At 37.2% G+C, this 26944-nt stretch carries 24 protein-coding genes; 13 read left to right on the top strand and 11 right to left on the bottom strand.

Going from position 1 to position 26944, the window contains the following annotated elements:
* The first annotated feature begins 106 nt into the window (after positions 1 to 106).
* Positions 107 to 1024, top strand: a complete 918-nt coding sequence (locus tag NBX25_RS15045) for a ketopantoate reductase family protein (protein WP_250254366.1) — start codon at positions 107 to 109, stop codon at positions 1022 to 1024.
* Between the two features lie 100 nt (positions 1025 to 1124).
* Here the strand turns inward: NBX25_RS15045 and NBX25_RS15050 are convergent, their stop codons facing one another.
* The 7 genes from NBX25_RS15050 to NBX25_RS15080 all read right to left on the bottom strand — a co-directional run bounded on the left by NBX25_RS15050 (position 1125) and on the right by NBX25_RS15080 (position 5706).
* Entirely contained in the window at positions 1125 to 2009 is an 885-nt protein-coding gene (locus NBX25_RS15050; protein ID WP_250254230.1) for an alpha/beta fold hydrolase, read from the bottom strand.
* 106 nt (positions 2010 to 2115) lie between these two features.
* A complete protein-coding gene (locus tag NBX25_RS15055; protein ID WP_123860339.1) occupies positions 2116 to 2466 on the bottom strand; it encodes a 4Fe-4S dicluster domain-containing protein in 351 nt (116 codons plus the stop codon).
* 132 nt (positions 2467 to 2598) lie between these two features.
* Positions 2599 to 2922 (bottom strand): 2Fe-2S iron-sulfur cluster-binding protein, encoded by a 324-nt coding sequence (locus NBX25_RS15060; protein WP_123860340.1) that lies wholly within the window; start codon positions 2920 to 2922, stop codon positions 2599 to 2601.
* Positions 2923 to 2927: 5 nt separating this feature from the next.
* Entirely contained in the window at positions 2928 to 3980 is a 1053-nt protein-coding gene (locus tag NBX25_RS15065) for an NAD(P)/FAD-dependent oxidoreductase (protein ID WP_250254231.1), read from the bottom strand.
* 1 nt (position 3981) lies between these two features.
* A complete protein-coding gene (locus NBX25_RS15070) occupies positions 3982 to 4551 on the bottom strand; it encodes an NADPH-dependent FMN reductase (protein WP_250254232.1) in 570 nt (189 codons plus the stop codon).
* 6 nt (positions 4552 to 4557) lie between these two features.
* Positions 4558 to 5058, bottom strand: coding sequence for a DUF2480 family protein (locus NBX25_RS15075; protein WP_123860343.1), 501 nt, complete (start codon positions 5056 to 5058; stop codon positions 4558 to 4560).
* A gap of 21 nt (positions 5059 to 5079) precedes the next feature.
* Positions 5080 to 5706 carry a superoxide dismutase gene (locus NBX25_RS15080; RefSeq protein ID WP_123908058.1) on the bottom strand — a complete coding sequence of 209 codons (627 nt, stop codon included), beginning with the start codon at positions 5704 to 5706 and terminating at the stop codon, positions 5080 to 5082.
* A gap of 192 nt (positions 5707 to 5898) precedes the next feature.
* On the opposite strand from NBX25_RS15080, the gene NBX25_RS15085 reads away from it, so the two are divergent.
* Positions 5899 to 6519: a helix-turn-helix transcriptional regulator gene (locus tag NBX25_RS15085; RefSeq protein ID WP_250254233.1), complete on the top strand. Its 621-nt coding sequence runs from the start codon at positions 5899 to 5901 to the stop codon at positions 6517 to 6519.
* A gap of 31 nt (positions 6520 to 6550) precedes the next feature.
* Positions 6551 to 7192 (top strand): hexitol phosphatase HxpB, encoded by a 642-nt coding sequence (gene hxpB / locus NBX25_RS15090; protein WP_123908057.1) that lies wholly within the window; start codon positions 6551 to 6553, stop codon positions 7190 to 7192.
* A gap of 71 nt (positions 7193 to 7263) precedes the next feature.
* Here the strand turns inward: hxpB and NBX25_RS15095 are convergent, their stop codons facing one another.
* Complete coding sequence (locus tag NBX25_RS15095) at positions 7264 to 7890, bottom strand: RNA polymerase sigma factor (protein ID WP_250254234.1); 627 nt, start codon at positions 7888 to 7890, stop codon at positions 7264 to 7266.
* A 242-nt stretch (positions 7891 to 8132) separates the two neighbouring features.
* Here NBX25_RS15095 and NBX25_RS15100 point away from each other — a divergent pair, with 242 nt between their 5' ends.
* From NBX25_RS15100 to NBX25_RS15140, 9 genes are all read left to right on the top strand, one after another.
* Positions 8133 to 9080 carry a FecR family protein gene (locus tag NBX25_RS15100; protein WP_250254235.1) on the top strand — a complete coding sequence of 316 codons (948 nt, stop codon included), beginning with the start codon at positions 8133 to 8135 and terminating at the stop codon, positions 9078 to 9080.
* Positions 9081 to 9133: 53 nt separating this feature from the next.
* A complete protein-coding gene (locus NBX25_RS15105; protein WP_250254236.1) occupies positions 9134 to 12421 on the top strand; it encodes a TonB-dependent receptor in 3288 nt (1095 codons plus the stop codon).
* Between the two features lie 44 nt (positions 12422 to 12465).
* Complete coding sequence (locus tag NBX25_RS15110) at positions 12466 to 13755, top strand: beta-helix domain-containing protein (protein ID WP_250254237.1); 1290 nt, start codon at positions 12466 to 12468, stop codon at positions 13753 to 13755.
* Between the two features lie 334 nt (positions 13756 to 14089).
* Positions 14090 to 15388: a beta-helix domain-containing protein gene (locus NBX25_RS15115; RefSeq protein ID WP_123860351.1), complete on the top strand. Its 1299-nt coding sequence runs from the start codon at positions 14090 to 14092 to the stop codon at positions 15386 to 15388.
* Positions 15389 to 15464: 76 nt separating this feature from the next.
* Positions 15465 to 16391 (top strand): T9SS-dependent choice-of-anchor J family protein, encoded by a 927-nt coding sequence (locus tag NBX25_RS15120; RefSeq protein WP_250254238.1) that lies wholly within the window; start codon positions 15465 to 15467, stop codon positions 16389 to 16391.
* Between the two features lie 177 nt (positions 16392 to 16568).
* Positions 16569 to 17309, top strand: a complete 741-nt coding sequence (locus tag NBX25_RS15125) for a hypothetical protein (protein WP_250254239.1) — start codon at positions 16569 to 16571, stop codon at positions 17307 to 17309.
* Between the two features lie 6 nt (positions 17310 to 17315).
* The gene (locus NBX25_RS15130; RefSeq protein ID WP_250254240.1) at positions 17316 to 18662 is read left to right on the top strand and encodes a S41 family peptidase; all 1347 of its coding nucleotides are present in this window, start codon (positions 17316 to 17318) and stop codon (positions 18660 to 18662) included.
* Between the two features lie 35 nt (positions 18663 to 18697).
* Positions 18698 to 18967, top strand: coding sequence for a hypothetical protein (locus tag NBX25_RS15135; RefSeq protein WP_123860354.1), 270 nt, complete (start codon positions 18698 to 18700; stop codon positions 18965 to 18967).
* Between the two features lie 161 nt (positions 18968 to 19128).
* Positions 19129 to 19851 (top strand): sterol desaturase family protein, encoded by a 723-nt coding sequence (locus NBX25_RS15140; RefSeq protein ID WP_123908050.1) that lies wholly within the window; start codon positions 19129 to 19131, stop codon positions 19849 to 19851.
* A gap of 237 nt (positions 19852 to 20088) precedes the next feature.
* On the opposite strand, the gene NBX25_RS15145 is transcribed toward NBX25_RS15140, so the two are convergent.
* Positions 20089 to 20511, bottom strand: coding sequence for a MarR family winged helix-turn-helix transcriptional regulator (locus NBX25_RS15145; protein WP_250254241.1), 423 nt, complete (start codon positions 20509 to 20511; stop codon positions 20089 to 20091).
* Between the two features lie 53 nt (positions 20512 to 20564).
* On the opposite strand from NBX25_RS15145, the gene NBX25_RS15150 reads away from it, so the two are divergent.
* Positions 20565 to 22814 carry an ATP-binding cassette domain-containing protein gene (locus NBX25_RS15150; RefSeq protein ID WP_250254242.1) on the top strand — a complete coding sequence of 750 codons (2250 nt, stop codon included), beginning with the start codon at positions 20565 to 20567 and terminating at the stop codon, positions 22812 to 22814.
* Positions 22815 to 23026: 212 nt separating this feature from the next.
* On the opposite strand, the gene NBX25_RS15155 is transcribed toward NBX25_RS15150, so the two are convergent.
* Both NBX25_RS15155 and NBX25_RS15160 read right to left on the bottom strand, forming a co-directional pair.
* The gene (locus NBX25_RS15155; RefSeq protein ID WP_250254243.1) at positions 23027 to 24070 is read right to left on the bottom strand and encodes a phytase; all 1044 of its coding nucleotides are present in this window, start codon (positions 24068 to 24070) and stop codon (positions 23027 to 23029) included.
* Positions 24071 to 24074: 4 nt separating this feature from the next.
* On the bottom strand, positions 24075 to 26885 hold the full coding sequence (locus tag NBX25_RS15160; protein ID WP_250254244.1) for a TonB-dependent receptor: 2811 nt from the start codon (positions 26883 to 26885) through the stop codon (positions 24075 to 24077).
* Positions 26886 to 26944 lie beyond the last annotated feature (59 nt).

The raw sequence follows: 26944 nt of genomic DNA on the forward strand, positions 1-26944 counted from the left end.
ATGGAATCAGATATCAGTTCGGCGCTAATTATTTCTTCTAAAACATTGTAAAACCTTAAAATAAAATAGACATGAAAAGTACTTATATCAAAACTCTTGTAGTAGCATTGGCAACCTTAGTGGTAGCGTAGGGGGATACTTTGGTTTTAAAATCAATCAGATTAACGAAACTTCCGGGAAATATACTGTTTCTTTTGTGGCTAGAGGAGAAACTTATGATAAAGTAAAAGAAAATGGATTAGTATTACTTTCACCGGAGCATCCCAATGACCGGACTCGCCCTAATGCGATTGAGGAGAATATCAGCGATATTAAAAATCCCGATCTGGTTTTGATCTGTGTAAAAGAATATGATCTTGAAAATGTCTGTAAACAACTTAAAGAGGTTATTACCAAAGAGACAATAGTACTTCCCATGATGAATGGAGCAGACATTTATGACAGAATCCGAAAAATAATTCCAGACCACATTATTCTACCAACCTGTATTTATGTAGCGTCTCATATCAAAGAAAGAGGGACAGTGGAACATAAAGGAAAAGCTGGGAAAATGATTGTAGGAAGAGATCCTGAACATTTTTCAAGTGATGTTGCATGGGTAACAGAGCTGCTTGAAGAAAGCAAGATTGACTTTGACTTTAAAGATAATTCCTTAGCCGATATCTGGACGAAGTTTATTTTCATTGCCAGCTTTGGACTGGTAACAGCCAAACATAATTCATCCATAGGAACCGTATGTACTGATGAACAGCAGAAAGCTGAAGCAACGGAAATTATGAAGGAAATAAAACAGATTGCAGATAAAAAACAAATTCACCTTTCGGAAGATATTATAGAAAGAACCTTTGAAAAAGCATCTACATTTCCTTTTGAAACTCCAACATCCTTACAGTTGGATATTCATTCCGGAAAGAAAGATAACGAACTGGAATTGTTTGCCGGAGCGGTTTTAAAATATGGAACAGATGTTCATCTTGATACACCTTTTACTCAAAAGATATATCATGAAATTAAAGGAAAGTAAGTTTGGACTAAAACCGGATTAAATACTAAAAGGCGGATTGAAACCCGCCTTTATAGATTGAAGAAATTTAAATATAATGTTGATTATAGCGTGGCTATTATTAAAACTCACGATCCCGATCTTTAATAGTTCTGAATTTTGTTTTAAAAAAAGTATCTGCTTTAGCATTGAATTCATCTGTATAAACCACTAAAGTAGCATGTCCGGAGTTGGGTAAAATCCAAAGATTGGCTTTAGGGATATTTCTGAAGATTTCCAGGGTATGTTCCGGTTTTATCACATCATTATCTCCTCCAATTACAAGAACAGGAACCTTAATGCTCTTTAAAGCTTTTGGATCTATATTGGGCTGTTCACTCAATAATCTTTTAAGCTTGAAAACCATATCATCCAGATCTGTTTTGTTTTTTTTGTTGGCAAAAACCTCTTTAAATTTTGCATAATTATCACTCACTCTTTTAAATACATCAGGTTGTACTGCTGTAGAATCCGGTTTTAAATTAGCTCCGGTAACAATGAGTTTCTTTACCTTTTCCGGATGTCTCATGCTTAGCAAAAGTCCGTTAATTCCTCCGTCACTCCAGCCCATCACAAAAGCAGAATCAATTTTCATTGTCTGAAGGAGTGCCGCATAATCATCAGCCATCATTTCGTAAGTAAGAGCGTTTCCTTTATCTATTGATTTTCCCTGTGCTCTGCTATCGGCAACAATCACTTTATAATGTTTGGAAAAATAGGGGATTTGTTTAGAAAAATCTACAATTGAGCCCCCATTTCCATGGATGAGAAGCAAGGGCTGGCCTTCTCCATAGATTTCACAATACATTTTGATTCCATTAATATCATAATATTTACCTGCTTTTGGATTATTACCATAATTGGATTTTTCTAAAAGCTGAATATATTCTTTTTTGAGCTTTGGAACATCTGTCTGAGCTGATATTAAAGCAGAGAGCATAACGAGAAAAAATAATACCGGTTTCATAATTTATAGTATTGGGTTTAAATTATTGATGATATTTCGTTTCCCGATTAGTAGAAATAGGTTAAGTCATTGTTACAAAATAAATTAATGAATAATATATGAAAGATTAAACTTCATGCATAAATTTCTGCCGGTCAAATAATACTTCATCACTTTCACGATGGTCCGGATCATCAATACAGCAGTCTACAGGGCAAACAGCCTTACACTGAGGTTCTTCATGAAAACCTTTACATTCCGTACATTTTCCAGAGACAATATAATAGACCTCATCCGAAACCGCCTGATTATAAGCTCCTGCATCAGCTTCAGTTCCATCCGGGAAGGTGATATGACCCGAAAGTTTGGTTTTATCCTGCCAACGCCAGTCGATGGCGCCTTCGTAAATGGCTGAATTTGGGCATTCCGGTTCACAGGCTCCGCAATTGATACAGTCATCAGTTATTTTAATTGCCATATTTTTATTTTTAAAATGTTGTAAAAAAGGGATTTCTTCAACATACTGTTTTAGAAATCCCTACTAAACTTAATTAAAACAGTTCCAACAATTTATTATATCATAAACTGTGCAAACTTGATCTTGAATCTGTTAATTTGCTGCAATTTCTATGGAGAGTCCATCCATTTGACCAGTCAGATAGATTTGACATGCCAATCTGCTGGTTTCCTTGGTGGTGAATAATTCTGAAAGAAGGGCCTCTTCCACATCATTTTTCTCAGATAATGAGGCCGCTCCATTCAGAATATAACAATGACAGGTGGCACACATCGCCATACCACCACACATGGCTTCCATAGGAAGTTCATAGGCTTTACAGATGTCTTTTAAAGTAAGTCCCATCTCCAGTGGACAGATCAGGGTATGTTGAATACCGGTCTGATCTGTCACTGTAATTGTTATTTCATCTTTCATGGATATTAGTCAATCGTTGCTACTACTTGTTTTTCTGCTTGTTTCTTCGTTCCGTCAAAACCTTCAACACCGCTTACGGTAGTGTATTTTAAAACAAACTTTTTATTAGGATTCAGCCGCTGGTAAATGCTTTGGCAAGCAATGGCTGCTTCATGAAACCCACATAAGATTAGCTTCATTTTAAAAGGATAAGTATTGATATCGCCTACAGCATAAACGCCTCCAATATTGGTCTGGAAATCTGTACCGTTATCCACTTTAATTGCGTTTTTTTCAAGTTCCAGCCCCCAGTCAGTCAAAGGTCCAAGCTTAGGAACCAATCCGAATAAAGGAATAAAATGATCGGCTTCAATGGTTTGAATCGCTCCTTCTTTTTCCACTACAATTTCCTGTAGAGAATTTTCGCCTTTAAGGCCAATAACCTCTGCCGGAGTCATCAGATTGATCTTTCCTTCATGCTTTAATTTTTTTACTTTTTCTACTGAATCCAGAGCTCCTCTGAATTCATTTCGTCTGTGAATTAAAGTCAATGATGATGCTTTTTCCGCAAGATGTATAGTCCAGTCCAGGGCAGAATCTCCGCCTCCGGCAATCACCACACGCTTTCCTGCATAATCTTCCGGACGTTTGATGAAATAATTGACACCACGGTCTTCATACAAGGAAATGTTTTCAATAGGTGGTTTTTTAGGTTCAAAACTTCCCAGGCCACCGGCAATTACAACAGCCTTTGCTCTATGTTTTGTTCCTTTATCTGTAATTACTTCAAAAAGATTTTCTTCCAGTTTCAGGAGATGTACAGCGGTTTCATTAAATGTAAATCCGGGTTCAAACTGTTTGATCTGTTCATAAAGATTATCAATCAGGTCACCAGCCAATACACTCGGAAATCCCGGAATATCAAAAATGGGTTTCTTGGGATATAATTCTGATAACTGGCCTCCCATCTGTGGCAATGCATCAATAATATGACAGTGCATTTTGAGAAGGCCGGCTTCAAAAACCGTAAATAACCCTGCAGGGCCGGCACCAATGATCAGTATATCTGTTTCTATCATGTTATGATTGATTTATTATCGTTTTTTCTATTTTCTTTGTGGTAGCTATGCTGATAAGCTTATCAAGTTTACCGGAATAGAATGCTGAGATCTGCTTTGGATTCTCGTTGTCAAATAATGATGTTCTGAGAATCGGAACACTGAAAGGAAGAGGCCATGCCCGTAATGATTTGGCAATGGCATCCATCGCATTGATTCCCTGCATGGCCTGTAAACCATCTGCCCAGCATACCAGACCTATGGTTTTGTCTGTAAGATAAGGCTCATAGGTATTAGCTGTTACTTCCAGCCAGTCTAGGCAATTTTTCATTACTCCCGGAATACTTCCATGATAGAGTGGAGCTAGCCAGAAATGAAGATCTGCATCCTGAAACATTTGTGTCATCCGTTCAACAGCCAGAGGTGTTTTGTTGAGTGTGACATCAAATAAAGGAATTCCGGAATCTGCAAGCGTAAAAACATCAGTGTGAATTCCAAGCGCTTTCAGCTGCTCTGATAGGTAAGCAGAGATCAGTCCGGAAGTGGATTCTGTTCTTCTTTCCAAAGATCCATTGAATATGATTGCTTTCATTTTGTTTTATTTTTTGAAAATTACTTTGGGTAACCCTATTTCGCCATACATCAGGCTTTTGACTAATGGTTTTAAAAGTTCAGTGGCTAATAAATACAGAGCAGGGTCATGGGAGGTATTAGCTCTAACAACTACTTTCTGGTTTTTAAAATGTCTTAGGTCTGCATAAATTAAACGACGTTTCCAGAGATCAAGGAGAACGGTTTCAGCGTTGTTTAAATCTACATAAGCAGCATAAGGAGATAGTTTTTCCATGAGAAACATATAGGCCCAAGGCGGAATAATAGCGTCGGTTGAACAAATAATTCCAACAGCTTTGTTTTTGTACACAGAATAATCTACTGCTGCAATTGATTCTTTAAATTCCTTTTCCTTGACGATCATTCCCATAAAAAGATGATTCTTGATATCTAATTCCACAATTTCAGTAGTGGGTTTATAGTCTAAAAAGTCAAAAGCAATAATGCCGGAAGCTTTTGCTTTATTTACGAAAGTCTGGGTATCCATTGTTAGCAATATTAGTATTTACTATCTTATTTTTGAAAGAGCTTCTTCATATTTTTTCTCTACAGATGCCCAATCTAATACAGACCAGAAAGAATCCAGATAATCTGCTCTTTTGTTCTGATAAGCCAGATAATAGGCATGTTCCCAAACATCAATTCCAAGGATTGGAAATCCTCTGTTCACCGGAAGAATATCCATCATAGGATTGTCCTGATTAGGAGTTGAACTTACCGCAAGAGATCCATTGAATTTTACATACAACCAAACCCAGCCGGATCCAAATTGCCCAAGTCCTGCCTTCTTCATTTCTGCCTTAAGTTCTTCAAGACTTCCGAAGGTGGAGATAATGACTTCATTCAGTTTTCCCTCAGGGATTAATTTAGGTTGTGGAGAAAGGATTTCCCAGAATAAAGAATGATTGAAATGTCCACCACCATTATTTCTTACGGCCGGACTATATTCACTGATTCTTTGTAATAAGGAATCAAGATCAGGATTGGTTTCATGGGTCTGTTCTAAAGCCGCATTCAGGTTATCTACATAGGCCTGATGGTGACGCTGGTGGTGAATAGTCATTGTATTTTTATCGATAAATGGCTCTAAAGCATCATAAGCATAAGATAATTGAGGTAGTGTAAATGGTTTCATGTGCATTTATTTTTGATTAATGTTGGACAAAGGTAGCAATATATTTGAATAAAACAACTTTTTGGTTGTTTTATAGATGGCATGATTTGTATTTGTAACGTGTTGATAATTATCGTTTTGTGTTTAATATTTTAAGATTATAGAAAATGACTATCTTTGTTGTTGAAAATAAAACAACCTAAATATTGTCAAATGAAGAAACCGGCAGCAGATCGTATCCTGATGTTTTTAAAGATGAGAGGGGAAGCTACTTCACTTCTGATTGCTAAAGAATTATCCATCACGAAAGAGGGAGCGAGAAAGCATTTACTGAACCTTGCAGAAGCCGGATTGATTGAACCGACAATGAAGAGTGAAGGAGTAGGCCGGCCATCTACTTATTATATCCTTACGGATAAGGGATTGGCTCAATTTCCGGACACTCATGCTGAAGTAACGGTTCAGCTTTTAAAATCTGTAAAAAATATTTTAGGGGAAAATGCATTAGACCTGTTAATTAGTGACCGGGAAAAAAATACCCACGAACGATATGAAAAGGACCTTGCTAAGACAAAAAATTTAGAACAACGCCTGGAAGTTCTTGCCGAAGCCCGAAGCAAAGAAGGATATATGGCAGAATGGAAGAAAGAAGGAAAAGAATATTTCCTGATCGAAAATCATTGCCCGATTTGTGCGGCGGCTACAGAATGCCAGGGATTTTGTAGGGCGGAACTATCAAACTTTCAGTCATTGATTGGTAAGGAATACAATGTAGAAAGGGTAGATCATATTATTTCTGGGGGACAACGATGTGTGTATAAAATCAGCCAGTAATAGACTTCATTATTTAAATTTATTTTTATCTATGGTTTTAAAAGCTGTGATTTTTGATATGGACGGAGTTCTTGTAGACTCTGAAGGTTTCTGGGCAAAGGCAGAACGGGAAGTATTCTCGTCTTATGGAGCTCAGATAACTGATGATTTGGCTGCACAGACCAAATATATGACTACAACAGAGGTTACAGAGTTCTGGTACAGAAAATTTCCATGGAAAAATTTGGATGTTTCTTCGGTAGAACAGGAAGTTGTATCTAAAGTAATTGAACTGATTCAAACTGAGAATTGTACCATATCCGGGATACAAGAATTTATTAAAGATCTTAAAGGCAAAGAATATAAAATAGGACTGGCTACCAATGCCCCTTTACGTGTTGCAGATGCTGTTCTTGAAAAACTGCAGGTTCGTGAGTGTTTTGATACCATTCATTCATCAGAATTTGAGGAACAGGGGAAACCTCATCCAGCTGTATATCTTACGTCTGCTCAACAATTAGGGATATTACCTGAGCATTGTATTGCGATTGAAGACAGCCATTCAGGATTGAAAGCAGCTAAAGCAGCCGGAATGAAAACTATTGTTTTTACCAATAATGATGAAAGTATAGATTTTGAGCATGCGGATTTTAAAATTCTGAACTTTACATCAGCTCAGTGGCCTGTTTTCTAAGTTTGTTGAAGACTTTTAATATAAATGTTATTTATTAATAAAAAGTAATTATTTTCATCTTCAGGCTTTTATCAATATTTTGTGAGGAGTTCCATCAGCATTAAAATGGATATTAATTTTTTAGAAGATTGATAATCTGGATTAAGCTGTTCGCGAATTTCACCAAGGGATTTGCTTAGTTTATTACTAACCGTCTTATTGCTTATTCCAAGTGCTTCCGCTGTTTCATTAACAGACATATTTTTTCGGATCCTCATATCATAGACCTGCTGTTCAGTGGTTGGAAGGTGGGAAACTACTTCATCAATCATAGATAGTAAGACCGAGATTTCATTTTCCTCAAGAATCTCAAAATACTCAGTGTCTGAAATATCTATTTCTGAAGGGATATCAAATTCATCAATACTCAATGTAGGGGGAGCTTTTTTAAAGCTATTATAATAATCAAGGATACGATAATGCAGATGTCGGAGCAGGTAACCTTTTGCACTTTCCGATTCATCCGTTTGTATCATCTCTGTATTTTCAAGGATCTTTATCCATAAATTCTGAAGCAGTTCTTCAGAGGCTTCTTTATCCTTTGTCCTTACAAATACAAAGCGGTATAAACTATCCCAATATCGGTCATACAACAACATAAATGCAGGGCGGTCGCCTGATTTTATTTTCTTTAATAAAGTAGAGTCTGTTAGATTCATATTAATGCAACAAAATTACCTAAAGGAAAATTAACTTTTTGTGAACTTTAATTATGGTATGGTTAAATATTTCTGAAAATTATCCCTTAATTGTGAATTTAATGTTTAGTAAATGTAAAATAGGTTGAAAAATATCTGAGTTTTAGCCTTAATATGAACGGAACGTTAAAAATGCGCTGGGGAAGTTTCTCATTTTCATAGTCTTATTGATAGAAGTATCGGTGAATACTATGAAATATTTTATGAGACGTTTTAATTATAAAAATATCGAGGCCTTTGTTTTCAAACTTTGGACACGTGAAGTTTCAGGGGAAAAAACCTCTGAAAAAGAAATGGAAATTGTAAAGAAATGGAAAGCCCATGCAGAAAAAGGTCTGGATGAAGTTCATCTGCAGGAATCTAAAGAAAGAGTATTGGCAGGTTTGGAGCATTATTTTGTGCCTTATGAAAAAATAGGATACAGAAATCATCTTCTGAAGAATGTCTACAAAATTGCAGCGGTCATTATTCTGTTTTTAACACTGGGAGGGATTTTGACGTATCATACACTGATAAAGCCGGATGTTTATCTAGCAGTATCAGAAAACAGAATTGTTCATCTTGAAGACGGATCTGTAGTGACTTTACTGCCCGGAGCAGAACTTACGGTGGCAAAATCATTTCCTGCATCTACGAGAATGGTGGATTTAAAAGGAGATGCTATCTTTTCTGTAGCAAAATCAAAATCTCATCCATTTATTGTTCATGCAGAAGGTTTCAGTACAAAAGTATTGGGAACAATATTTAAAGTTTCTCAGTCCGGGAAGAAAAAAGCAGTAGATCTTTATGAAGGGAAGGTGGCTGTATCTTCCATTGGAGTTCCTGTTTCTTATCTGAAACCGAATCAGAAATGGACGAATCTGGGCGTTGCCCGTACCACAGCTATTATTTCATTCGCTCCTGACAGAGTATCAGGGAAACAGCATCCTAAGCTGTTGTCTTTAAGCTTTAACGATGTTCCTTTAAAGGAGGTAATTACAGTATTGGAAGGTAATTATAGTACAAAAATTCATTACCCAAAAGAAGTGGAGGATAAAAAAATCACAGCAGATTTTACAGGAGGAACTGTCAGTGAAAATATTGATGCCCTTGCCTTTATCCTGGGATTTGAAGTTCAGAAAAACGATAATATCTACATCCTGAAAAAATAACCATCAAAAAATTAAATAATCAGATAACCTTAATCAAAAGAGAACACTTACGTATGAAAAGTTTGAAATGTGGTTTTACCATAGCAGCCCTATTTTTTACTGTTGCAGCAGAAGCACAGGAATTGGTTCAGAAAGTTTCGTTTTCTGTTCCTGCAAGCAGACCATTAATTGAAGTTTTGGAAGAATTTGCAGGAAAAACAGGAATGAGACTGGCTTATTCAAAATATGATATTAAAGAGCTGAAGGTAAAAGGGGTAAAATGTGAAAATTCTTCTATTAATAATTGCCTGAAAGATATTATCAATGGGCTTCCTGTAGTGTTCCGCTTACATGGGGATCTCATTTCAATAAAATATGAAAATTCTAATGTTTCTGTACCGGGAAACGGGCGTATTTCCGGAAAAATAGTGGATGAAGTGGGAAATCCTGTTGTGGGTGCAGAAATAAATATTGCAGGAAGAACAGCAGTAACAGATAATAATGGAGATTTCTCTGTAGACCTTCCTTCAGGACTTTATAACATGACAGTGAAAGCGTCTAAATATAACACACTCAGGGTAGAAAAATTATCAATCATCAATAAAGAAACGAATACCGTTTCCTTTGCACTGAACAGGGTTTCTGATAAAATTACTGACATCAAAGAAGTGGTGGTAACGGCAACGCGTAAAGCAGATACTCAGGCAGGATTGTTGGCCCAGCAAAAGAAAGCGGCCCAGTTGAGTGATGGAATCTCTGCCGAACAGATTGCAAAAACTCCTGATAATGATGTGGGCGGAACCTTGAAGAGAGTAACGGGAATCACCACTATAGATAACAAATATGTAGTCGTAAGGTCTATGGGAGAACGATGGAATACCGCAGCGATGGATGGGATCAACCTGCCCAGTACCGAAGCCTATAATCAGAATTTCTCTTTCGATATTATTCCTACAGCAATGGTGGAAAGTGTTGTTGTAAGTAAATCTGCAACGCCGGATATGAATGCCAATTTTGCAGGAGGGTTTGTAGAGGTAAGAACTAAAGATATTCCTAATGAAAATTTTACCACTGTAAGTATGGGAACTTCTTATAACGATCAGTCTGCTTTCAAAGAATTTCTGACCCGTAAAAGAGGAAAGTATGATTATTTCGGGTACGATGACGGAACAAGAGATTTTCCTCAGGGTCTTAAAGCAATGAACTGGAACAATCCTATGTTTTTTGAACAGTCCAGCCAGTTCAGGAATGATAATTTCACGACATATAAGACAAGGGGAGATATGGGGTCCAATTGGCAATTGGCATTAGGAAGAACTTACGCTCTTAAAAATAATAGCAAATGGGGCTTTGCCGGAGCATTCATTATCAGAAATGAACAGAATAAGCTGGATATAGATCATACAGGAAGAGGAAGCTGGCTGGATACTACAGAGACTGCTTTTGATGCCAATGGAAAAATGCCTTTTTATAATTTTAAGAATACAGGAGCATCCTATAATTATAATTCGACGGTGGCAGGAATGCTGAATTTTGGATTACAGTTGGGAAAGAGTAGAATTTCATTCCGTAATTCATATACCCATATCTATGATAATACACTGACAAGAATTACAGGATGGGATGAAAACACCAATGGAAGTGGTTCGCCAGCCAATGCAGAAGCTGCCTATAATTATTTTTATCACGGGATAATTCCCAATAATGATCCATCAAAAATTCCATCATTAGATAAGCCTTTTACGGAGAATACAGTATATCCTGTTTATCAGATGTTTTTACAAAATAAGCTGGAAGGAAGCCATAAGATAGGGAATATGGAAATCAACTGGTTTGCTGCCCGAACGGGAGTTTCATCAGACACTAAGGATTATACTCAGCACAGGACTTTATACAAATTTGTAGGACGTGAAATCATGAATTATCATGTCGCCAATAATTCTGCAAGTGATTTTGCAAGAGGGTATATTACCAGCAAAGAAACAGATTATAATTATGGAGCATCTTTTAAATGGGGTTTTGACAGAGGAAATTTTAAAAATGATATTAAGATAGGATATGCAGGAGCCTCAAAAACCAATACAAATCAACAGCAGAAATTTTTATTGAGAGTAGATGGAAACCGGGATGTTCCGAATCCGAAATTTTTGGAAATGTATGGATCTCTTGCCGATTGGTTTGATGGCTCTCATTATGTACCTGGGGGAATTGGATGGGAGACCAGACCATTGTACATGGATGATGGTAAGTATGAGGGTGAAGTTGAGCAGCATGCTGCATACGTGATGTTTGACAACCGCTGGAACAATAAATTCAGGTTAGTATGGGGATTACGTGCGGAATATTTTCAATATGATCTTATTTCTCAGCAAATCGAGTCTAAGAATGATTCCAATAATTTTGCCAGAGTAGGAGTTGATGATAAACCATGGCAATGGATGCCTTCTGCCAATTTTACTTATAGCCCCACCAATAAAATAAACCTGAGGCTTGCTTACAACAAAACTGTTATTCGTCCTCAGTTTAATGAGAGAACCGGATTACCTTATTTTGACCCGATAGCGAATGGACAGATTTTCAATACACAGATGGTATCATCTACAGTGAATAATTACGATTTCAAATTTGAGTGGTTTCCTGGATTGGGGGAGATATTCTCTGCCGGATTGTATTACAAGGATATTGACAGACCTATTGAACGTGAGGGCCGCCTTTCCAATGATGGAAATCTATCCTTGTACAATGGAAATTCAAAAAATGCAAAACTGAAAGGAGTAGAAGTAGAGGTAAGGAAAAACCTCGGATTTATTGCGGAAGGATCATTATTTGAAAGACTTTTTATAAGTGGAAATTTCACCTACAATACAACGAAAGTAATTGCTTTTAAAGATCAGTATAAAACAGGCGAGAATGACGAAACCTATGAAGTGGATAGACCTCTTTACGGACAGACTCCTTATGCATATAATGTAGGATTAATGTATGATGGAAAAAGGCTGGGATTTAATTTTTTATACAATGCAAAAGGAGATCAGTATATGACAGTAGGATATTCTTATAATGCAGAAGAAATTCAACGTCCTTACGCGGTGGCAGATGCACAGGTATCCTATAAACTTTTAAGAAACAGAAATCTTGAAGTGAAGTTTAATGTAAGGAATCTTTTCAACAGGGTAAAAGAATATTACAACAACTTTAATTCTTATTTAGGCTATACTGACAATACAGGAAATAAGACAGCCAGAGAATTGCAGCAACTTGTGCCGGGTGCCACCAACAGGTATGATAAAGATATTGATAAGATCTTATTTCGTGCTTATAGCGGAAGGATTTTCGGGTTAAGTGTTAACTATACATTTTAATGACGCATTGAAATCATAAAGAAAATTAATAAAACTATTAAGAAATGAAAAAACTACTATTCATTGGAATAACGTTACTCTCCCTTACAGGGTGTCAAAAAGATGATCTAGCTGATTCTTCCGCCCCTTTCGAAATGAAGCCTACTTCAGCAGAATATATTACAGCTTCTGCACTTCCTGTAACCAAAGTAAACTATCATATTACCTCTAATACAACATGGAGTGGAGTCATAGAAATTGATGGTACTGTAGCCGTTAAAAACGGAGCAACACTTACCATTCAGCCGGGAACCTTTATCAAAGCAAAACCTAATGCCATAGGAGAAGGTCCGGGGCTCCTGGTTATTACCAAGACAGGTAAAATTAATGCGGTAGGAACAGAAACCCAGCCTATTGTTTTTACCAGTTATAATCTGCTGGATGGCACTGAAGATACGGTCCCACATGGTGGCGATTTTGCCGGTGTTATGATTTTGGGAGATGCATGGACCAATGTGCCTTCCACAACAACAATTGACGGGCTTTTCGGGTCTGATTACTATTACGGAGGAACCAACAACAATCATAATGGAGGAATTATGAAATATGTACGGATTGAATTTGGAGGAGCAGATATTCTTCCTGGTCTAATTCATGAAGTTTCGTCCCTTGTATTAGCAGGAGTTGGAAAAGGAACCACTTTAGACCATATTCAGGTATCTCACGCACAGGACGATTCATTTGAATTCTATGGTGGGAATGTCAATGCTTCCAACCTGGTTTCTTTTGCTGCTGAAGATGACCATTTCGATTGTATTCTGGGATATACGGGAACTATTACCTGTGCACTTGGTTTGGCAGATTATAATTCGCCACATCGGGTTCTTGGAGGGACGTATGATTCTCAGGGAATAGAGGTGGAAAATAATATTCATGGTACAGCTACATCCTTAATCACTCATCCTACCTTCAATAATCTCAGCATTATAGGAGTATGGAAGGAACCGTTTAGCAGGATGTACGCCAACGGAATCTACGTCAGAAGAAATGGAAAATTAACGCTGAACAATGCATTGATTACAGGGTATCCTACAGGAATCAAAGTAGAAGGAACAGGTTCTGAGCTTTCTGCCAACTCTGATTACAACAGCATCCAGGTACATGCGTTCAATCTTGCTGCTATCGGAGCGGGAACTGCCGGAATTCCTACTTCAAACCTATTGACTACAGCCACTTCACCTACCTGGGGAATGACCCAGCCTTTCTACAATGAAGGAAGCTGGAATATTGCTCCTAGAGATTGCGGAAATTTCCGGGGAACTTGGACAAAATATGACTTCTCTATTGTAGAATAAATAATAAATGCAGAGATCCCGGAAATGAAGAATCTTCAGTTTTTGTAAAGATAAAAAGAGCTCTATATAGATGTGTACAGGTTTCGGAATCCTGAAAAATAACCCGGAATACTACTGATGATGCGCACAGCAGTACCGAACCAAACAAATCCGAACGCTATTATCTTTTCCCGGAAAATAGGAGATCAACAGGGAACTCAGACAGCTCAGCTCCTCCTGGCCTGTAGGATGAAAACAATAACCAAATCGCAGAAATATAGAGGCGGATATTTCTGAATATTAAAAATTTCCGGTCATAAAAATAAATAACCGGATCTACCAAAAAATTATAACAATGAAAAGATTAACTCTAATTGCAGCTGCTGCATTATCTCTTACAGCTTGCCAAAACGACCATTTAGCAGATTCTTCAACTCCTTTTGAAATGAAACCTACTTCAGCTGAATATCTTACAGCTTCTGCACTTCCTGTTACTCAAGTGAGTGGGCCTATTACTTCTAATACAACGTGGAGCGGAGTCATAGAAATTGATGGTACTGTAGCTGTTAAAAACGGGGCAACACTTACCATTCAGCCTGGAACTTTTATCAAAGCAAAACCTAATGCCATAGGAGAGGGTTCAGGAATCCTGGTGATTACCAAAACAGGTAAAATCAATGCTACAGGTACTGAAGCTCAGCCTATTGTTTTTACAAGTTACAGACTTTTAGACGGTGATGAAGATACTACCGCTACTCCTGGAGATTTCGGAGGGGTTATCCTTCTTGGGGATGCACCTACAAATGTACCTTTTACAACAACTATTGAAGGGTTAACGGGTGATGATTATTATTTTGGAGGAACAAATCCTTCTCATAATGCAGGAACAATGAAATATGTACGTATCGAGTTTGCAGGATATGACTTTGTAGGAGCTAACTCAGGTAACGAGGTAAATGCTTTATCATTAGGAGGTGTTGGAAATGGAACTACTTTAGATCATATTCAGGTATCTTACGGGCAGGATGACTCTTTCGAATTTTTCGGAGGAACTGTTAATGCTTCTAACCTGATTTCTTTTGCAGCAGAAGACGATAATTTTGACTTTGACAACGGATATACAGGAACTATTACATGTGCTCTTTCTTTGGCTGATTACAATTCAGCACACACTGTAAGCGGTGGAAGTCCTGACTCTAACGGTATTGAGCTTGATAACAATGCAACAGGTACAGCTACTTCTTTAATCACAAATCCTGTTATCAATAATCTTACGATTGTAGGTCCTAAATTCGGTACTGCAGGACAAGGAGCTGCTTACGAAAATGGGATCCACATCAGAAGATATGGTAAATTAACCTTAAATAATGCTGTCGTAACAGGATATCCTGTAGGAATCAAAGTAGAAAATACAGGATCTGAGCTTTCATCAGCTTCAAACTTTGCTTCCATCCAGGTACATGGCTTTACAACTTCTGTTACAGGAGCGGGTACGGCAGGAATTCCAACAGCTAACCTTCTTACAGGAAGTACAGCTGCATTATGGGGAATGAGCCAGCCATTCTTTAACGAAGGAAGCTGGAATGTATCTCCAAGAAACTGTGGCGGATTCCAGGGAACCTGGACAAAATACAATTTCGCTATTGTAAACTAAAATCTATATAAGCAAGGAATCAGCCTAAGCTGTTCCTTGCTTTTTTTCTCTTTAAAAAATCTTAATAATCAGTATCATGAAAAAAATAATTTTATCATCTGTTTTGTTTTTATCTCAGCTGGCTACAGCACAATCTCTGGTATGGGGAAATACTTTTGATACTCCTGCCGACCTTCAGGGATGGACATTCCATGATCTGAACAGCAATAATAACGGATGGATTCAGGGGCCTAATATCTATCACAACGGTACATCTTTAACCTATGGAAATGCAGGCGTTCTGAGACATTCTACCAACCTGGTTCCTACGGGAAGTGCAGTAGGGTTTGGAGGTGAAGATGACTGGATTATTTCTCCTCAGATTGACCTTACGAGTGCTTCGGGAACAATCACTCTTGCTTCTTATATAGGAAGACAGAGAGCAACCCATACTATTGTGAGCAGAGATCTTTATATCTATGTAAGTACTCCTCAAAAAGCAGTCCCTGTTTTAGCAGATTTTCAGGCTATGACAATAGATGGATCTGGAAATTATCAGCAAAGTCCCTATAAAATACAGGTAGGATCTTCCACAAATCCTTTTCCGGCAGATCTTACCCAATTTGTAGAAAACCTTGTAGACCTTTCAGCTTTTGCAGGAAAGAAAATTTATATAGGAATGTGGGCCAACAGAAATGCCAGTGGGAATAATATCATGAATATCAATATTGATGAAATGGCAATCTATGCAACAGCCACGACCCTAAGCACAAAAGATGTAAAAAAGAAAGAAAATCTGACGAAAATTGCAGAAAATCCTGTAAAAGAATACTTACAGTTACAGCTTAATCCTGCATTAAAAGACAATAGAACAATGATTCACCTTTATAATGCAGCAGGACAGAAGGTTCTTACAGCTCAATACTCAAGATTAATCAATATAGCAGGTTTATCAGAAGGGGTATATATTGCGGAAGTAACTGACGGAAAAACTACGGAACGTTTGAACTTTATTAAAAAATAAACATTCTGTTTTTATTACTGATCATGAGACAAAACATGAAATCTTAATATACAATAATGGATGGTCGCTTTGATAAGAAGAGGCTATCCAGAACATATCCAACTAGTTTTTTTATAATTGTGTATTGCCCTGCACAATGGGCGGGGCAATATTTTTAAGTTTAAAATAATATAAAAGATGAATAAGATCTTTGCATTCCTATTATTAATCCTATTATTTTCCTGTACAGACAATACAGCGATGGAAAGATATGACCAGATACAAAAACCGGGAGAAGTGACCATTAAAGGATACTCTAAACCTGATGTGCTTCAGTTGAGGTTTAATGGTGAACCTGTATCTATTGATGGGAAAACCTCTTATACCAGTAAAATCGAAACCCAACTTCAGTTTGTACTGGATCAGGGAGAAATCAATAAGCTGGAAATATATAACCATGAAACAGGTAAAGAAATCATACAATATAAAATTACTTATGATAATATAGAGGAATATAAAAAATTATACTTCTTCAATCTTCCGGGAATCTTTTTGCAGGCTGAGGTGATAAAGCCACAGGTCAATCTTGGGAAAATAGGTTTTGAATTTATTTTTCCGAATCTGGGAGAGTTTTCAGGATCAACCCTTAAAAATGTCAAAGGAGTTTTAAAAAGAGAAAATGGTGTTGTACTGGCAGAATTTGATAATATCGGAAAAAACAGCTTTACTCCCGTTAAGATTTATAGCTCTTTCGGTGTTACAGCTCCTGTCTACCTTGAGTTGTACAAGCCGGGAACTACAGAGCCTTATGCCGGATCAGCAATGATTAAGGTAAAAATAAAACAGGATATGGGCGCTAATATGATCATCCTGCAGGAAAAATCAGAAAATGGAGTATGGGTTGTAAAAGGAGATGTTGACGTGGCAGAATACTTATAATCAGGGATGAGAAATTTTTTTACACTTCAATGCATAGCGATCATCATTCTCTTTATCTCCTGTTCGGATCATGATGAAAATGCACCTGTCTTTCCGGAGGGAAGTACAGAGTCCATTAACCTTTGGGTACAGGACAGCCTGAAACGATATTATTACTGGGCAGATCAGATGCCTGCTAAGCCGGATTATCATCTTCCTGTAAAAGATTTTTTTAAAAGTTTGCTGGCTCCTCAGGATCGGTTTTCTTTTATTGTCAATACAGAAGATCCTTCCAGTTATCCACGTTCAATCCGGAATATGTATGGTTTTGATTATACTGTTATTCAGCAGGCTAACGGAGAAGTGGTCACCGTCATTAAACTGGTTCTTACAAACTCACCTGCCTTCAATGCGGGATTGGAACGAGGAATGATTATCACCAAAATCAATGGAAAAACAGTCACAGCAAGCAATGCTGAGGCTATGACTTCTTCCATGAAAGATCTCACAGTTCTGGATCTTACCGTAGGAGGTTGGAACAATGGAAAGATCATTGATGAAAAAGAGATCAAAGTATATTATGGACTATCTTTTGAGCAACCTCTATTATCTAAAGTGTTTGAAAAAAACGGTAAAAAGGTAGGGTATCTATATGTTTATGATTTTCCAGATGGGATGACACAAACCTTCAGCCAAAAGTTTGCCGAATTTAAAGGTGCCGGAGTACAGGAACTAATTCTTGATCTGAGGTACAATTATGGTGGATCCGTATCTGCAGCTGCTGCTCTTTGTTCCCTGATTCCTTCAGGCCTATCATCGGCATCTCCCTTCATTATTTTTAAAGGAAATAAAAACGGAGGTGAGGTGAAAAGAACATTTTCCCAACAGATCGCCTATGATCCGAAAGCACTTGATTTTAATACTTTACGCACCAATGCTTTAGGGTTGAATAAAGTCTATATTTTAACTTCAAACAGTACGGCTTCGGCAGCTGAAATAGTCATCAATAATCTGAAACCTTATATGCAGGTGATCCAGGTTGGAGATGTAACGCTGGGAAAAGATATGGCAGGTTTCACTATAGAAGATAAACGGAAACCTCAAAAGATCCGTTGGCAGATGCATCCGGTAATTTATAAAGTTTTTAATGGAAATGGAACGGGTGAATACAGTAATGGAATTTTGCCGCAGGTTTCAGTGAACGAGTATGTTACGTTGCCTTTATTGCCTTTAGGTGATCCCAATGAAACCTTAATTTCTTCTGTTTTGAATGGAACTTATTTTAAGTCTGCCCATCAGGGAGGGTCTTCCGAAGAAGTTAAGATTTTATATCAGAGTGATGTTCCTCCTATTGCTGTTGGCAAGGATTTATAACATATGCATTGACATTAAAAATTAAAATTAAAACCATGCAGGGAATAGAACCAAAACTTCACACGAGCCTCACCAGCCGTATCGAATATTACCGCCTCCTGATTGAAGCTGCAGATCATTCAGAAACCTGTTCATCCGACGTCATTACACAGATTTCCGAGTTGGGAAATTTGTATGAAGAATACCTAATTAACAAAAAGAACCTTGAACAAAGTATAAAAAACTACAGGGACTATCATAATGACCTGAGAAAAAAGCTGACGATGAGACTTCGTGAAATCAAAAGAAAAGCGAGACAGAAATAATTTATTTTATTACTTAATTGTGACCATCAGATAAACAGCATTGTAAAAAAGAAGAAATCATTTAAAATTTATATCCTAAATGCTGTTCAAGTTATCTTTCATACCTTGTTTTATTCCAAAATTCATACATTTATGATTTCAAGTTGAAAGAAGATGCTTTTATGAATTTTAATGAGACAGCGCTTTCTGGTTATATCAATATGTTCTGGCAGTTTTCCTGGCCACAATGGGTTGTATTCAGTGTGATTAGCAATCTTCTTTTATATTTATTTTCAATAGGACTGTATGTTTTCATTGATAAAACCTGTCGTAAAAGCCCATTGCAAGAGAAAGATCATCCTGTTTCAGCATCAGATTTTTACCTCAGTCTTTTTACGGTTGTCTGTAATAGCCTTGTTATGCTGATAGGTGTTTTTTTATGGAAGAATGGCTGGATTGAGTTGGGAACTACCCAGTCAGGAATGAAGATCAGCCTGGAGGTTATTGCTTTACTTCTTTTAATGGATCTGTGTATGTACTTCTTTCACTATGCTGCCCATTTACCACTTGTATATAAAATGATTCACGGAAAGCACCACGAGCATGTGAGCACCAATTATCTGAGCCTTTTTGTTCTTCATCCTTTTGAAACCATAGGATTTGGACTCATAATGCTGGTCTTATTACTATGTTATAATTTTTCTGTTATTTCAATTTCCATTTATTTGTCTATCAATCTTATTTGGGGAACGATAGGGCATCTCAACAGAGAGTTTTTTCCCGCCAGTTTTGATCGTTTTTTTGTAGGAACCACCAGATTTCACAATCACCATCATCTGGATGAAACCAAGAATTTTGGATTTTATACTTCCATCTGGGATAGGCTGTTTGGTACATATAAATAAAAGCAACAAATGCCAGAATAATAGTTTGACTTAGTTCAAAAAACTAAAGTGTACTTAGAATATTGATAGGCAGAAAATATTTCTTTTGATTTTCCAGATCATCATAAATACTTATTCATAGGCTGGAAATAGTTTGATCAATTCATTCATGGAGTCGAAATTAATTTTTAAATGATTGTAGTGTTACAGCATTCTGTGCTTTCCAAAAATACAATTAATTATAAGGAATCCGATGGATTAAAGCTTGATTTCATTCAAAATCTTATTCAGCAGGGAATTAAACTGTTTAAGTTCAGCCGAAGTAAGTATAGAAGCAGCCTGTTGAGTCATGCTTTTCCGGAAGGTTTCAGAATTCTCAACTATAAATTTTCCTTTTTCAGTGACGGACAGTATGAACTTTCTACGGTCTGTCTCATCCTGTTTCTGAGTAATAAAACCGTTGTTAATAAGGATCTTCAGTTGCTTAGAAACGGCTGCAGGGGTGATTTTAAAAGCAGTTGCGATCTCTTTTCCTGTTAATCCTTTTTTACGAAGAATAAATTCGATTATATTATAATGAGAAGCTGTTATTCCGTTAATATCTCCTCTGTTCATATGGGCAAGAATAAGACACTGGAAATCTGTAAATGTGTCAAAAAATTTTTTTTCAATAGGTTTCATGGAATGAATTTTGATTAACTTAGTTAACTATTAACAAAGTTAATGATTTTAAAATGGAAAACATAGAAATTACTAATGCAAGACAGAATAATCTCAAAAATATTTCCATAAAAATTCCAAAATATAAGATCGTAGTTTTTACTGGAGTATCGGGATCAGGGAAATCTTCCCTGGTATTTGAAACCATAGGAGCAGAGGCACAGCGTCAGATTAATGAAACGCAGAACAGTTTTATAAGAAACCGGTTACAGCATTATGGCATTCCGGATGTAGACAAAATCGAAAATCTGAATGTTCCCATTATCATCAACCAGAAGAGACTGGGAGGAAATGCACGTTCCACGGTGGGAACAGCTGCTGATGTTTATGCTTCTCTGAGGCTGCTTTTTTCAAGAATGGGACATCCTTTCGTAGGATATTCCAATGTATTTTCGTTCAATAATCCACAGGGTATGTGTCCGGAATGCGAAGGACTAGGTATTGTACAGACGGTAAATGTTAATAGGCTGATTGATCAGACGAAATCTTTAAATGAAGGAGCCATTAAATTTCCAACTTTTCAACCGGGAGGATGGCGTTTAACAAGATATACACAATCAGGCTATTTTGATAACGATAAAAAGCTGAAGGATTTTACAGCTAAAGAATGGGATATCCTGTTATATGAACGTAACCATATACCTAAACATCCTGATAAAAGCTGGGGTAAAACTGTGAAATATGAAGGAATTATTCCGAGGATTGAAAAGACATTTCTAAAAAAAGATTCCAAAGAAAATAGTACCCGAAAAGATGCTTTAAATAATGTAATCATCACAGAATCCTGCCCATCATGCCATGGGAAACGGCTGAATGTAAAGATTCTGAGCTGTAAGATCAAAGGTAAAAATATTGCAGACTGTACTGCACTTTCTATTGATGAGCTATTGGAATTTATTAACAACCTGAAATCTGAAGCTTATGAAGTTATCATTAAAGAGCTTTCCGGAAAACTTCAGAATATTTTTAATATTGGTTTGCAGTATCTTACATTGGACCGAAATACAAATTCTCTTTCAGGAGGCGAATCCCAAAGGATAAAAATGGTAAGGAACCTGGGAAATAGTCTGGTAGATTTATTGTATATCTTTGATGAACCTAGTATTGGCCTTCACCCAAAGGACCTACAGAATATTAATACCATTATCCAGCAGATCAAGGATAAAGGGAATTCTGTTTTGGTGGTTGAACATGATCCGGATATCGTTAAAATGGCTGACTGGGTGGTGGATATGGGACCAGGCTCCGGAAAAAGCGGGGGTAAAATTATCTATGAAGGAGATCTCGGCGGATTAAAAAAATCTAAAGGAAAAACAGGCTCTTATTTTAAAGAAAAGCCTGTTATAAAAACCCAATTCAGAAAACCTGATGGGTATCTTGAAATTAAGAATGCCAGTCTGCATAACCTTAAAGATATAAGCGTAAATATACCTACAGGCCTTATGACTGTTGTTACTGGGGTAGCAGGATCAGGAAAAAGCACCTTGATTAATCATATTTTACCTTTATTTTATCCCGATTTAACAGTGATAGACCAATCTTTATTTACAGCAAGTGCCCGATCCAATCTTCTGACATATTTAAATATATCTGATACGGTGCGAAAACTGTTTTCAGAGTGTAATCATGTTTCAGAAAAGCTGTTCAGTCGGAATAGTGAAGGAGCCTGTAAAAACTGTAAAGGATTGGGAGTAGAAAAAATAGATTTAGCTTTTATGGATGATATTGAACAGCCTTGTGAAGTATGTGGTGGTTCAGGATTCGACCCGAAAGTTCAGAAATATCAATATCATCAGAAGACTATTGTAGAAGTGATGAATATGACAGTTCTGGAAGCTCAAGATTTTTTTGCGGATAAAAATATCATCAGAAACTTTGATTTGCTGGTAAAATTGGGCTTAGATTATCTCATGCTGGGACAACGTCTGGACAGCTTTTCAGGTGGTGAAAGACAGCGTTTGAAACTGACCCGGGAACTGAAAAATACCCATCAGATTATTGTTCTGGATGAACCAAGTACAGGTTTGCACCCAAGTGATACCCAAAAACTGTTGTCATTTTTTAATGATCTTGTAGACCAGCATAATACATTAATTGTTATTGAGCATAATCTGGATATTATTGCTCAGGCTGATTGGATCATTGATATTGGCCCTGGTGCTGGAAAATTTGGTGGAAAAGTTTTGTTTGAAGGAACTCCTAATGCGTTATTGAAAAATAAAACCTCATATACTGCGGAATTCCTGAGAAAACATATTGAATAGAAAATTAAACCACTAAAATTTTAAAGAAAATAAGCATAATTAAAAGAAAATCCTGCGATTGTAAATAAGCTCTACTTAAAGCGAAGATTCTTAATTATCCTTAAACCCTTATTGAATCTTAATGGTTTAAACCTATATTATAACCACAAATATCTCTAATGTTAATCATTGTATTATTGGTGATAACATGAGTGTTATTCATGTGTAAAAAATCATTTTGTTTGTTGTGCTTTTACAGCTGCCTGAATTCTTTCTTCAATCATCCTCCAGTCATACAAATGAAATACCCGGCCATTGCTCATGGCTACAAACACACCTTTCGGAAATTTGGGGCCTAAATTAACATTCGTAACTTCAGAGCCATCACTTTCAAGGGTAGAAACAGGAATAGCGGCAATTCTCCCTTTAGCCGGATTTTCTCTTAGATAGACATTGAAGGTATCATTCTGCTGATCGGAAACCAAAATGTATCCCTTTCCTTTTGAGGTAGGGTAGATTGAGATCCCTTCCACATCAGATTTAAAATCACCTTGCCCGAAAACAAGAAGTTCTTCATTTCCTTTTTCCGGGTCTGCATAATATTGGTGAACTCCAAACTGTTCATCAGAATAATAAATATATCCCAGTTCATCATCTACTGCGATACTTTCAATCTCCTTCAATCCGCTGTATTGTCCAAATTTACGGACAACATATCCAGTGATTCTTCCTCCTTTTTCTGAAAGCTTATACTGCCATAGATAGCCATCCTTTGGTCCGGATTTTCTTCCTGCAATCACATAAATTTCTCCTGTTTCCGGATTTTTATACATGGATACTCCCATTGGACCACGTTCTGTTTCTCCGTCAAATACAGAAATTTCACCCACTTCCTTCAATTCAGGAAGAGAGTAAAGCTTTATTTTATTCGTTTCCCGCTCGGTAACGGCTGCAATGTCTGTTTCCTTTCCGTTTAAAACAAAACCGTATTCAATATCCACATTATTAGGACGTTTAAGACCTGAAACTTTATGGATGATTTTACCATTCAGATCAAAAGCATACAGTCCACCATCCGTATCTTTATCTGTTCCTATGATGATACTTTTTGAAGCATCCTGAGGATTGATCCAGATGGCCGGATCATCGGTATCATGAACCACAGTTTCTGTAATAACGGATGGTTTTAATTTTTCTCCTAATTGATTCTGTCCTTTACAGCCTATCACCAAAGGAAAAATGGCAAATGCTGATATATAATATATTATCTTTTTCATGGTCTTAAAAGTCGAATTTCACTCCTAGGGTAAATCGTGGTCTGTAATACTCTGCCTGTGCGGTTCTGCTTGGAATTCCCTGATAGTATCTTAACGGCTGGTTTGTAAGATTATTGGCTTCAGCGAAAACTCTTAGTTGGCTTGTAATCTTGTAGGAAGCATTAGCATCCAGAAAAAACTGTTTATCATAATAACGGTCATCAAAGGCTTTCCCACCCAACTCATCAATATAATGAGAAGCATAATTCATAGAAACCCTTGCTGAGAAGCGCTTGTTTTCCCATGAAAGCGATCCGTTGAACATGTGAGGAGCTGCTCCCGGAAATCCTACATCCGTTCTTTCAATTCCGTCATCATTAGTGATTCCCTTTGCTTTTGAATGGGTATAAGTATAGTTGACGTAGATCCCCATACCTTTCCAGAATGCTCCGGGGATGAAATCCAATTGTCTCTGCAAAGCCACTTCAAAACCATAAATACTTACATTATCTCCATTGCGCTGCTGGGTAAATTTCCAATTGCTTTCACCAGCCGGAATCGGGTTGGATTGTCCTGCAAAATCATTCGCAAAGTCATTTGCTGTATAATTTCTTCGGGAAAAAGTATAGATAAAGTCTTTCAGATTTTTATAGAAAATACCTCCTGAAAGAATTCCCACTGATTTAAAGTACTTCTCTGCCATGAAATCAAAATTGTAAGCGTAAGTTGCCTTCAGGTTAGGATTTCCTGCTGAAACGATCTCATCCTCTGAAATAACATTAAGATAAGGAACCAACGAGTAATAGTTCGGACGGGCAAGGGCAGTGGTAAATGCCGCACGTAATACAAGGTCCTGAACCGGAACATACTTGAATGAGATATTCGGAAGTACATTGGTATAGGTATTTGTATTATTGATTTTTCCCACCAGGTTACTTTCATTCATGACGTAGTTTCCGGTATAATCAATCTTGGTAGTTTCCACACGTGCTCCCACGATCATGGATAGTTTATCATTGAAATCCTGGTCCCAACGGATATATCCTGCATAAATCTGTTCTTTTGCACTGTAATTGTTAGAAAGGAATTTTGAAGGCTTGGATTTTCCATTGAATAAAACGGGATTAAACAAATCTAATCCTCCTAAATACGCAGGATCTACAAATGCTCCCGGAACATAATTCCCCGGTTGAAAGTTGTGTCCGTCAAGATATTGAGTGGGGACAGACAAAAGACTTCCCATGCTGCTGGTAGGGGTGAAGGTATAAAAGTCATTTTCTCTTTCTTTTTCCTTCAAACGAATTCGTGCACCAGTACGAAGTCTTCCTTTTTGACCCTCAATTACAGAAAAAGGGAAACGTACATTCACCTTGGCTCCAAATTCTTTTTCCTGAGTGAAGCTGTTGGCATCTGAAAGGTCACTGAGTTTATAGCTACCCAGGTTGTCTGCTGCAAGAAGATTGAACATGGGAACTCTTGGATTACTAAGGTCCGGAGAGAAGCTCATTTTACTGTTTTCGAATTCAATATAACGTTGATGAGGCTTATCTTCACTAGCTGTAGCATAATTCATAGACCAGTCAAGATCTATTTTAGACCCCAGTAGATGTTCTCCTCTTAAGGCATAATTCTGAACTTTTTGCTTCTCAAGACGGGTATTGTCATTATGGGCATCTCCACCTTTATTTTGTCTTGTAATACTGCCTTTCCAATCTATAATTTCGGATTCGTCAGCATTGTAAACCGGTTTTATTTTATATCCTAATGCGAATCTGTTTTCCTTATCATTTCTGAAGTTGTACATCGCAGAAGCATAGATCTTGTTTTTAGAATTGAACTCATAATCCATATTCAGGTCAAAACTATGTCTGATCCGGTGTTCATTATAGGAACGCATCCCCATTTTACTTATATAAGCAGTTTGGGCCTTGTCATTAGCCTGGCTCCATACAGGTTCTATATTGTCTGAACCAAAATTATTATTGTTATAGGAAAAACTGAATACTGCTCCCAGTTTTTTGTTCAGAAAACGATTCCCATAGACAAATCCTGCAGTATAATTTCCTTTTTCTCGAATGGGATTGTATCCTCCAGCCAATGTTGCAGATATTCTTTGTCCATTAGGGGAAGCTCTGGTAATCAGGTTAACAGAACCTCCAATGGCATCAGCATCCATATCAGGAGTAAGCGTTTTATTGACTTCAATGGTGGAAATCATATCAGAAGGGATCAGGTCCATCTGTACATTACGGTTATCCCCTTCAGCAGAAGGAATTCTGTCACCATTTAAAGTTACAGAGTTCAGATTGGGAGCAAGGCCTCTGATAATAAGGTTTCTGGCTTCGCCCTGATCGTTCTGTATGGTAATCCCCGGAACACGCTTTAGCGCATCTCCGATATTGGCATCAGGAAAACGTCCAATCTGATCGGCAGAGATTACATTGGTAATATTGGCATTGTTCTTTTGTTTGTTTAAGGCTCTTGCCTGGTTTTTCAACGTAGCTCCGGAAACCACAATTTCACCAATACTTGTTTCCTTTTTATCAAAAATGATATTTTGTTTTGTATTTTTTTCAGATTCTACAATTACATTATATTGATGAATTCCGTACCCAAGGTAATCTACCTTCATGGTGTAATTTCCGGGAGGAACATTCAGGAAAACGAAATTTCCATGCTCATCAGAGGTGGTGTATATGTTTCCCGGATATAAGGAGATTTTGGCTCCAGGCAGGGCGATCTTAGCGTCGTCGTTTATGTTTCCGGAAAGAGTACCGGTTTGTGCATAGAAAAAAATGGAAGCACAAAGCCAAACAGATGTAAAAATTTTCTTCACTTTATTTTAATTAGATAAAAATCAGAACAAATTTAAACGTCTGTTTGGAAAATGGGTTG

The organism is Chryseobacterium sp. Marseille-Q3244 (assembly GCF_940807095.1).
Lineage (GTDB): Bacteria > Bacteroidota > Bacteroidia > Flavobacteriales > Weeksellaceae > Chryseobacterium.

Bases quoted from the DNA above. Each gene is read 5' to 3' on its own strand.
- NBX25_RS15050 (WP_250254230.1), bottom strand. From the start codon at position 2,009: ATGAAACCGGTATTATTTTTTCTCGTTATGCTCTCTGCTTTAATATCA.
- NBX25_RS15055 (WP_123860339.1), bottom strand. From the start codon at position 2,466: ATGGCAATTAAAATAACTGATGACTGTATCAATTGCGGAGCCTGTGAA.
- NBX25_RS15060 (WP_123860340.1), bottom strand. From the start codon at position 2,922: ATGAAAGATGAAATAACAATTACAGTGACAGATCAGACCGGTATTCAA.
- NBX25_RS15065 (WP_250254231.1), bottom strand. From the start codon at position 3,980: ATGATAGAAACAGATATACTGATCATTGGTGCCGGCCCTGCAGGGTTA.
- NBX25_RS15070 (WP_250254232.1), bottom strand. From the start codon at position 4,551: ATGAAAGCAATCATATTCAATGGATCTTTGGAAAGAAGAACAGAATCC.
- NBX25_RS15075 (WP_123860343.1), bottom strand. From the start codon at position 5,058: ATGGATACCCAGACTTTCGTAAATAAAGCAAAAGCTTCCGGCATTATT.
- NBX25_RS15080 (WP_123908058.1), bottom strand. From the start codon at position 5,706: ATGAAACCATTTACACTACCTCAATTATCTTATGCTTATGATGCTTTA.
- NBX25_RS15085 (WP_250254233.1), top strand. From the start codon at position 5,899: ATGAAGAAACCGGCAGCAGATCGTATCCTGATGTTTTTAAAGATGAGA.
- hxpB (WP_123908057.1), top strand. From the start codon at position 6,551: ATGGTTTTAAAAGCTGTGATTTTTGATATGGACGGAGTTCTTGTAGAC.
- NBX25_RS15095 (WP_250254234.1), bottom strand. From the start codon at position 7,890: ATGAATCTAACAGACTCTACTTTATTAAAGAAAATAAAATCAGGCGAC.
- NBX25_RS15100 (WP_250254235.1), top strand. From the start codon at position 8,133: ATGAGACGTTTTAATTATAAAAATATCGAGGCCTTTGTTTTCAAACTT.
- NBX25_RS15105 (WP_250254236.1), top strand. From the start codon at position 9,134: ATGAAAAGTTTGAAATGTGGTTTTACCATAGCAGCCCTATTTTTTACT.
- NBX25_RS15110 (WP_250254237.1), top strand. From the start codon at position 12,466: ATGAAAAAACTACTATTCATTGGAATAACGTTACTCTCCCTTACAGGG.
- NBX25_RS15115 (WP_123860351.1), top strand. From the start codon at position 14,090: ATGAAAAGATTAACTCTAATTGCAGCTGCTGCATTATCTCTTACAGCT.
- NBX25_RS15120 (WP_250254238.1), top strand. From the start codon at position 15,465: ATGAAAAAAATAATTTTATCATCTGTTTTGTTTTTATCTCAGCTGGCT.
- NBX25_RS15125 (WP_250254239.1), top strand. From the start codon at position 16,569: ATGAATAAGATCTTTGCATTCCTATTATTAATCCTATTATTTTCCTGT.
- NBX25_RS15130 (WP_250254240.1), top strand. From the start codon at position 17,316: ATGAGAAATTTTTTTACACTTCAATGCATAGCGATCATCATTCTCTTT.
- NBX25_RS15135 (WP_123860354.1), top strand. From the start codon at position 18,698: ATGCAGGGAATAGAACCAAAACTTCACACGAGCCTCACCAGCCGTATC.
- NBX25_RS15140 (WP_123908050.1), top strand. From the start codon at position 19,129: ATGAATTTTAATGAGACAGCGCTTTCTGGTTATATCAATATGTTCTGG.
- NBX25_RS15145 (WP_250254241.1), bottom strand. From the start codon at position 20,511: ATGAAACCTATTGAAAAAAAATTTTTTGACACATTTACAGATTTCCAG.
- NBX25_RS15150 (WP_250254242.1), top strand. From the start codon at position 20,565: ATGGAAAACATAGAAATTACTAATGCAAGACAGAATAATCTCAAAAAT.
- NBX25_RS15155 (WP_250254243.1), bottom strand. From the start codon at position 24,070: ATGAAAAAGATAATATATTATATATCAGCATTTGCCATTTTTCCTTTG.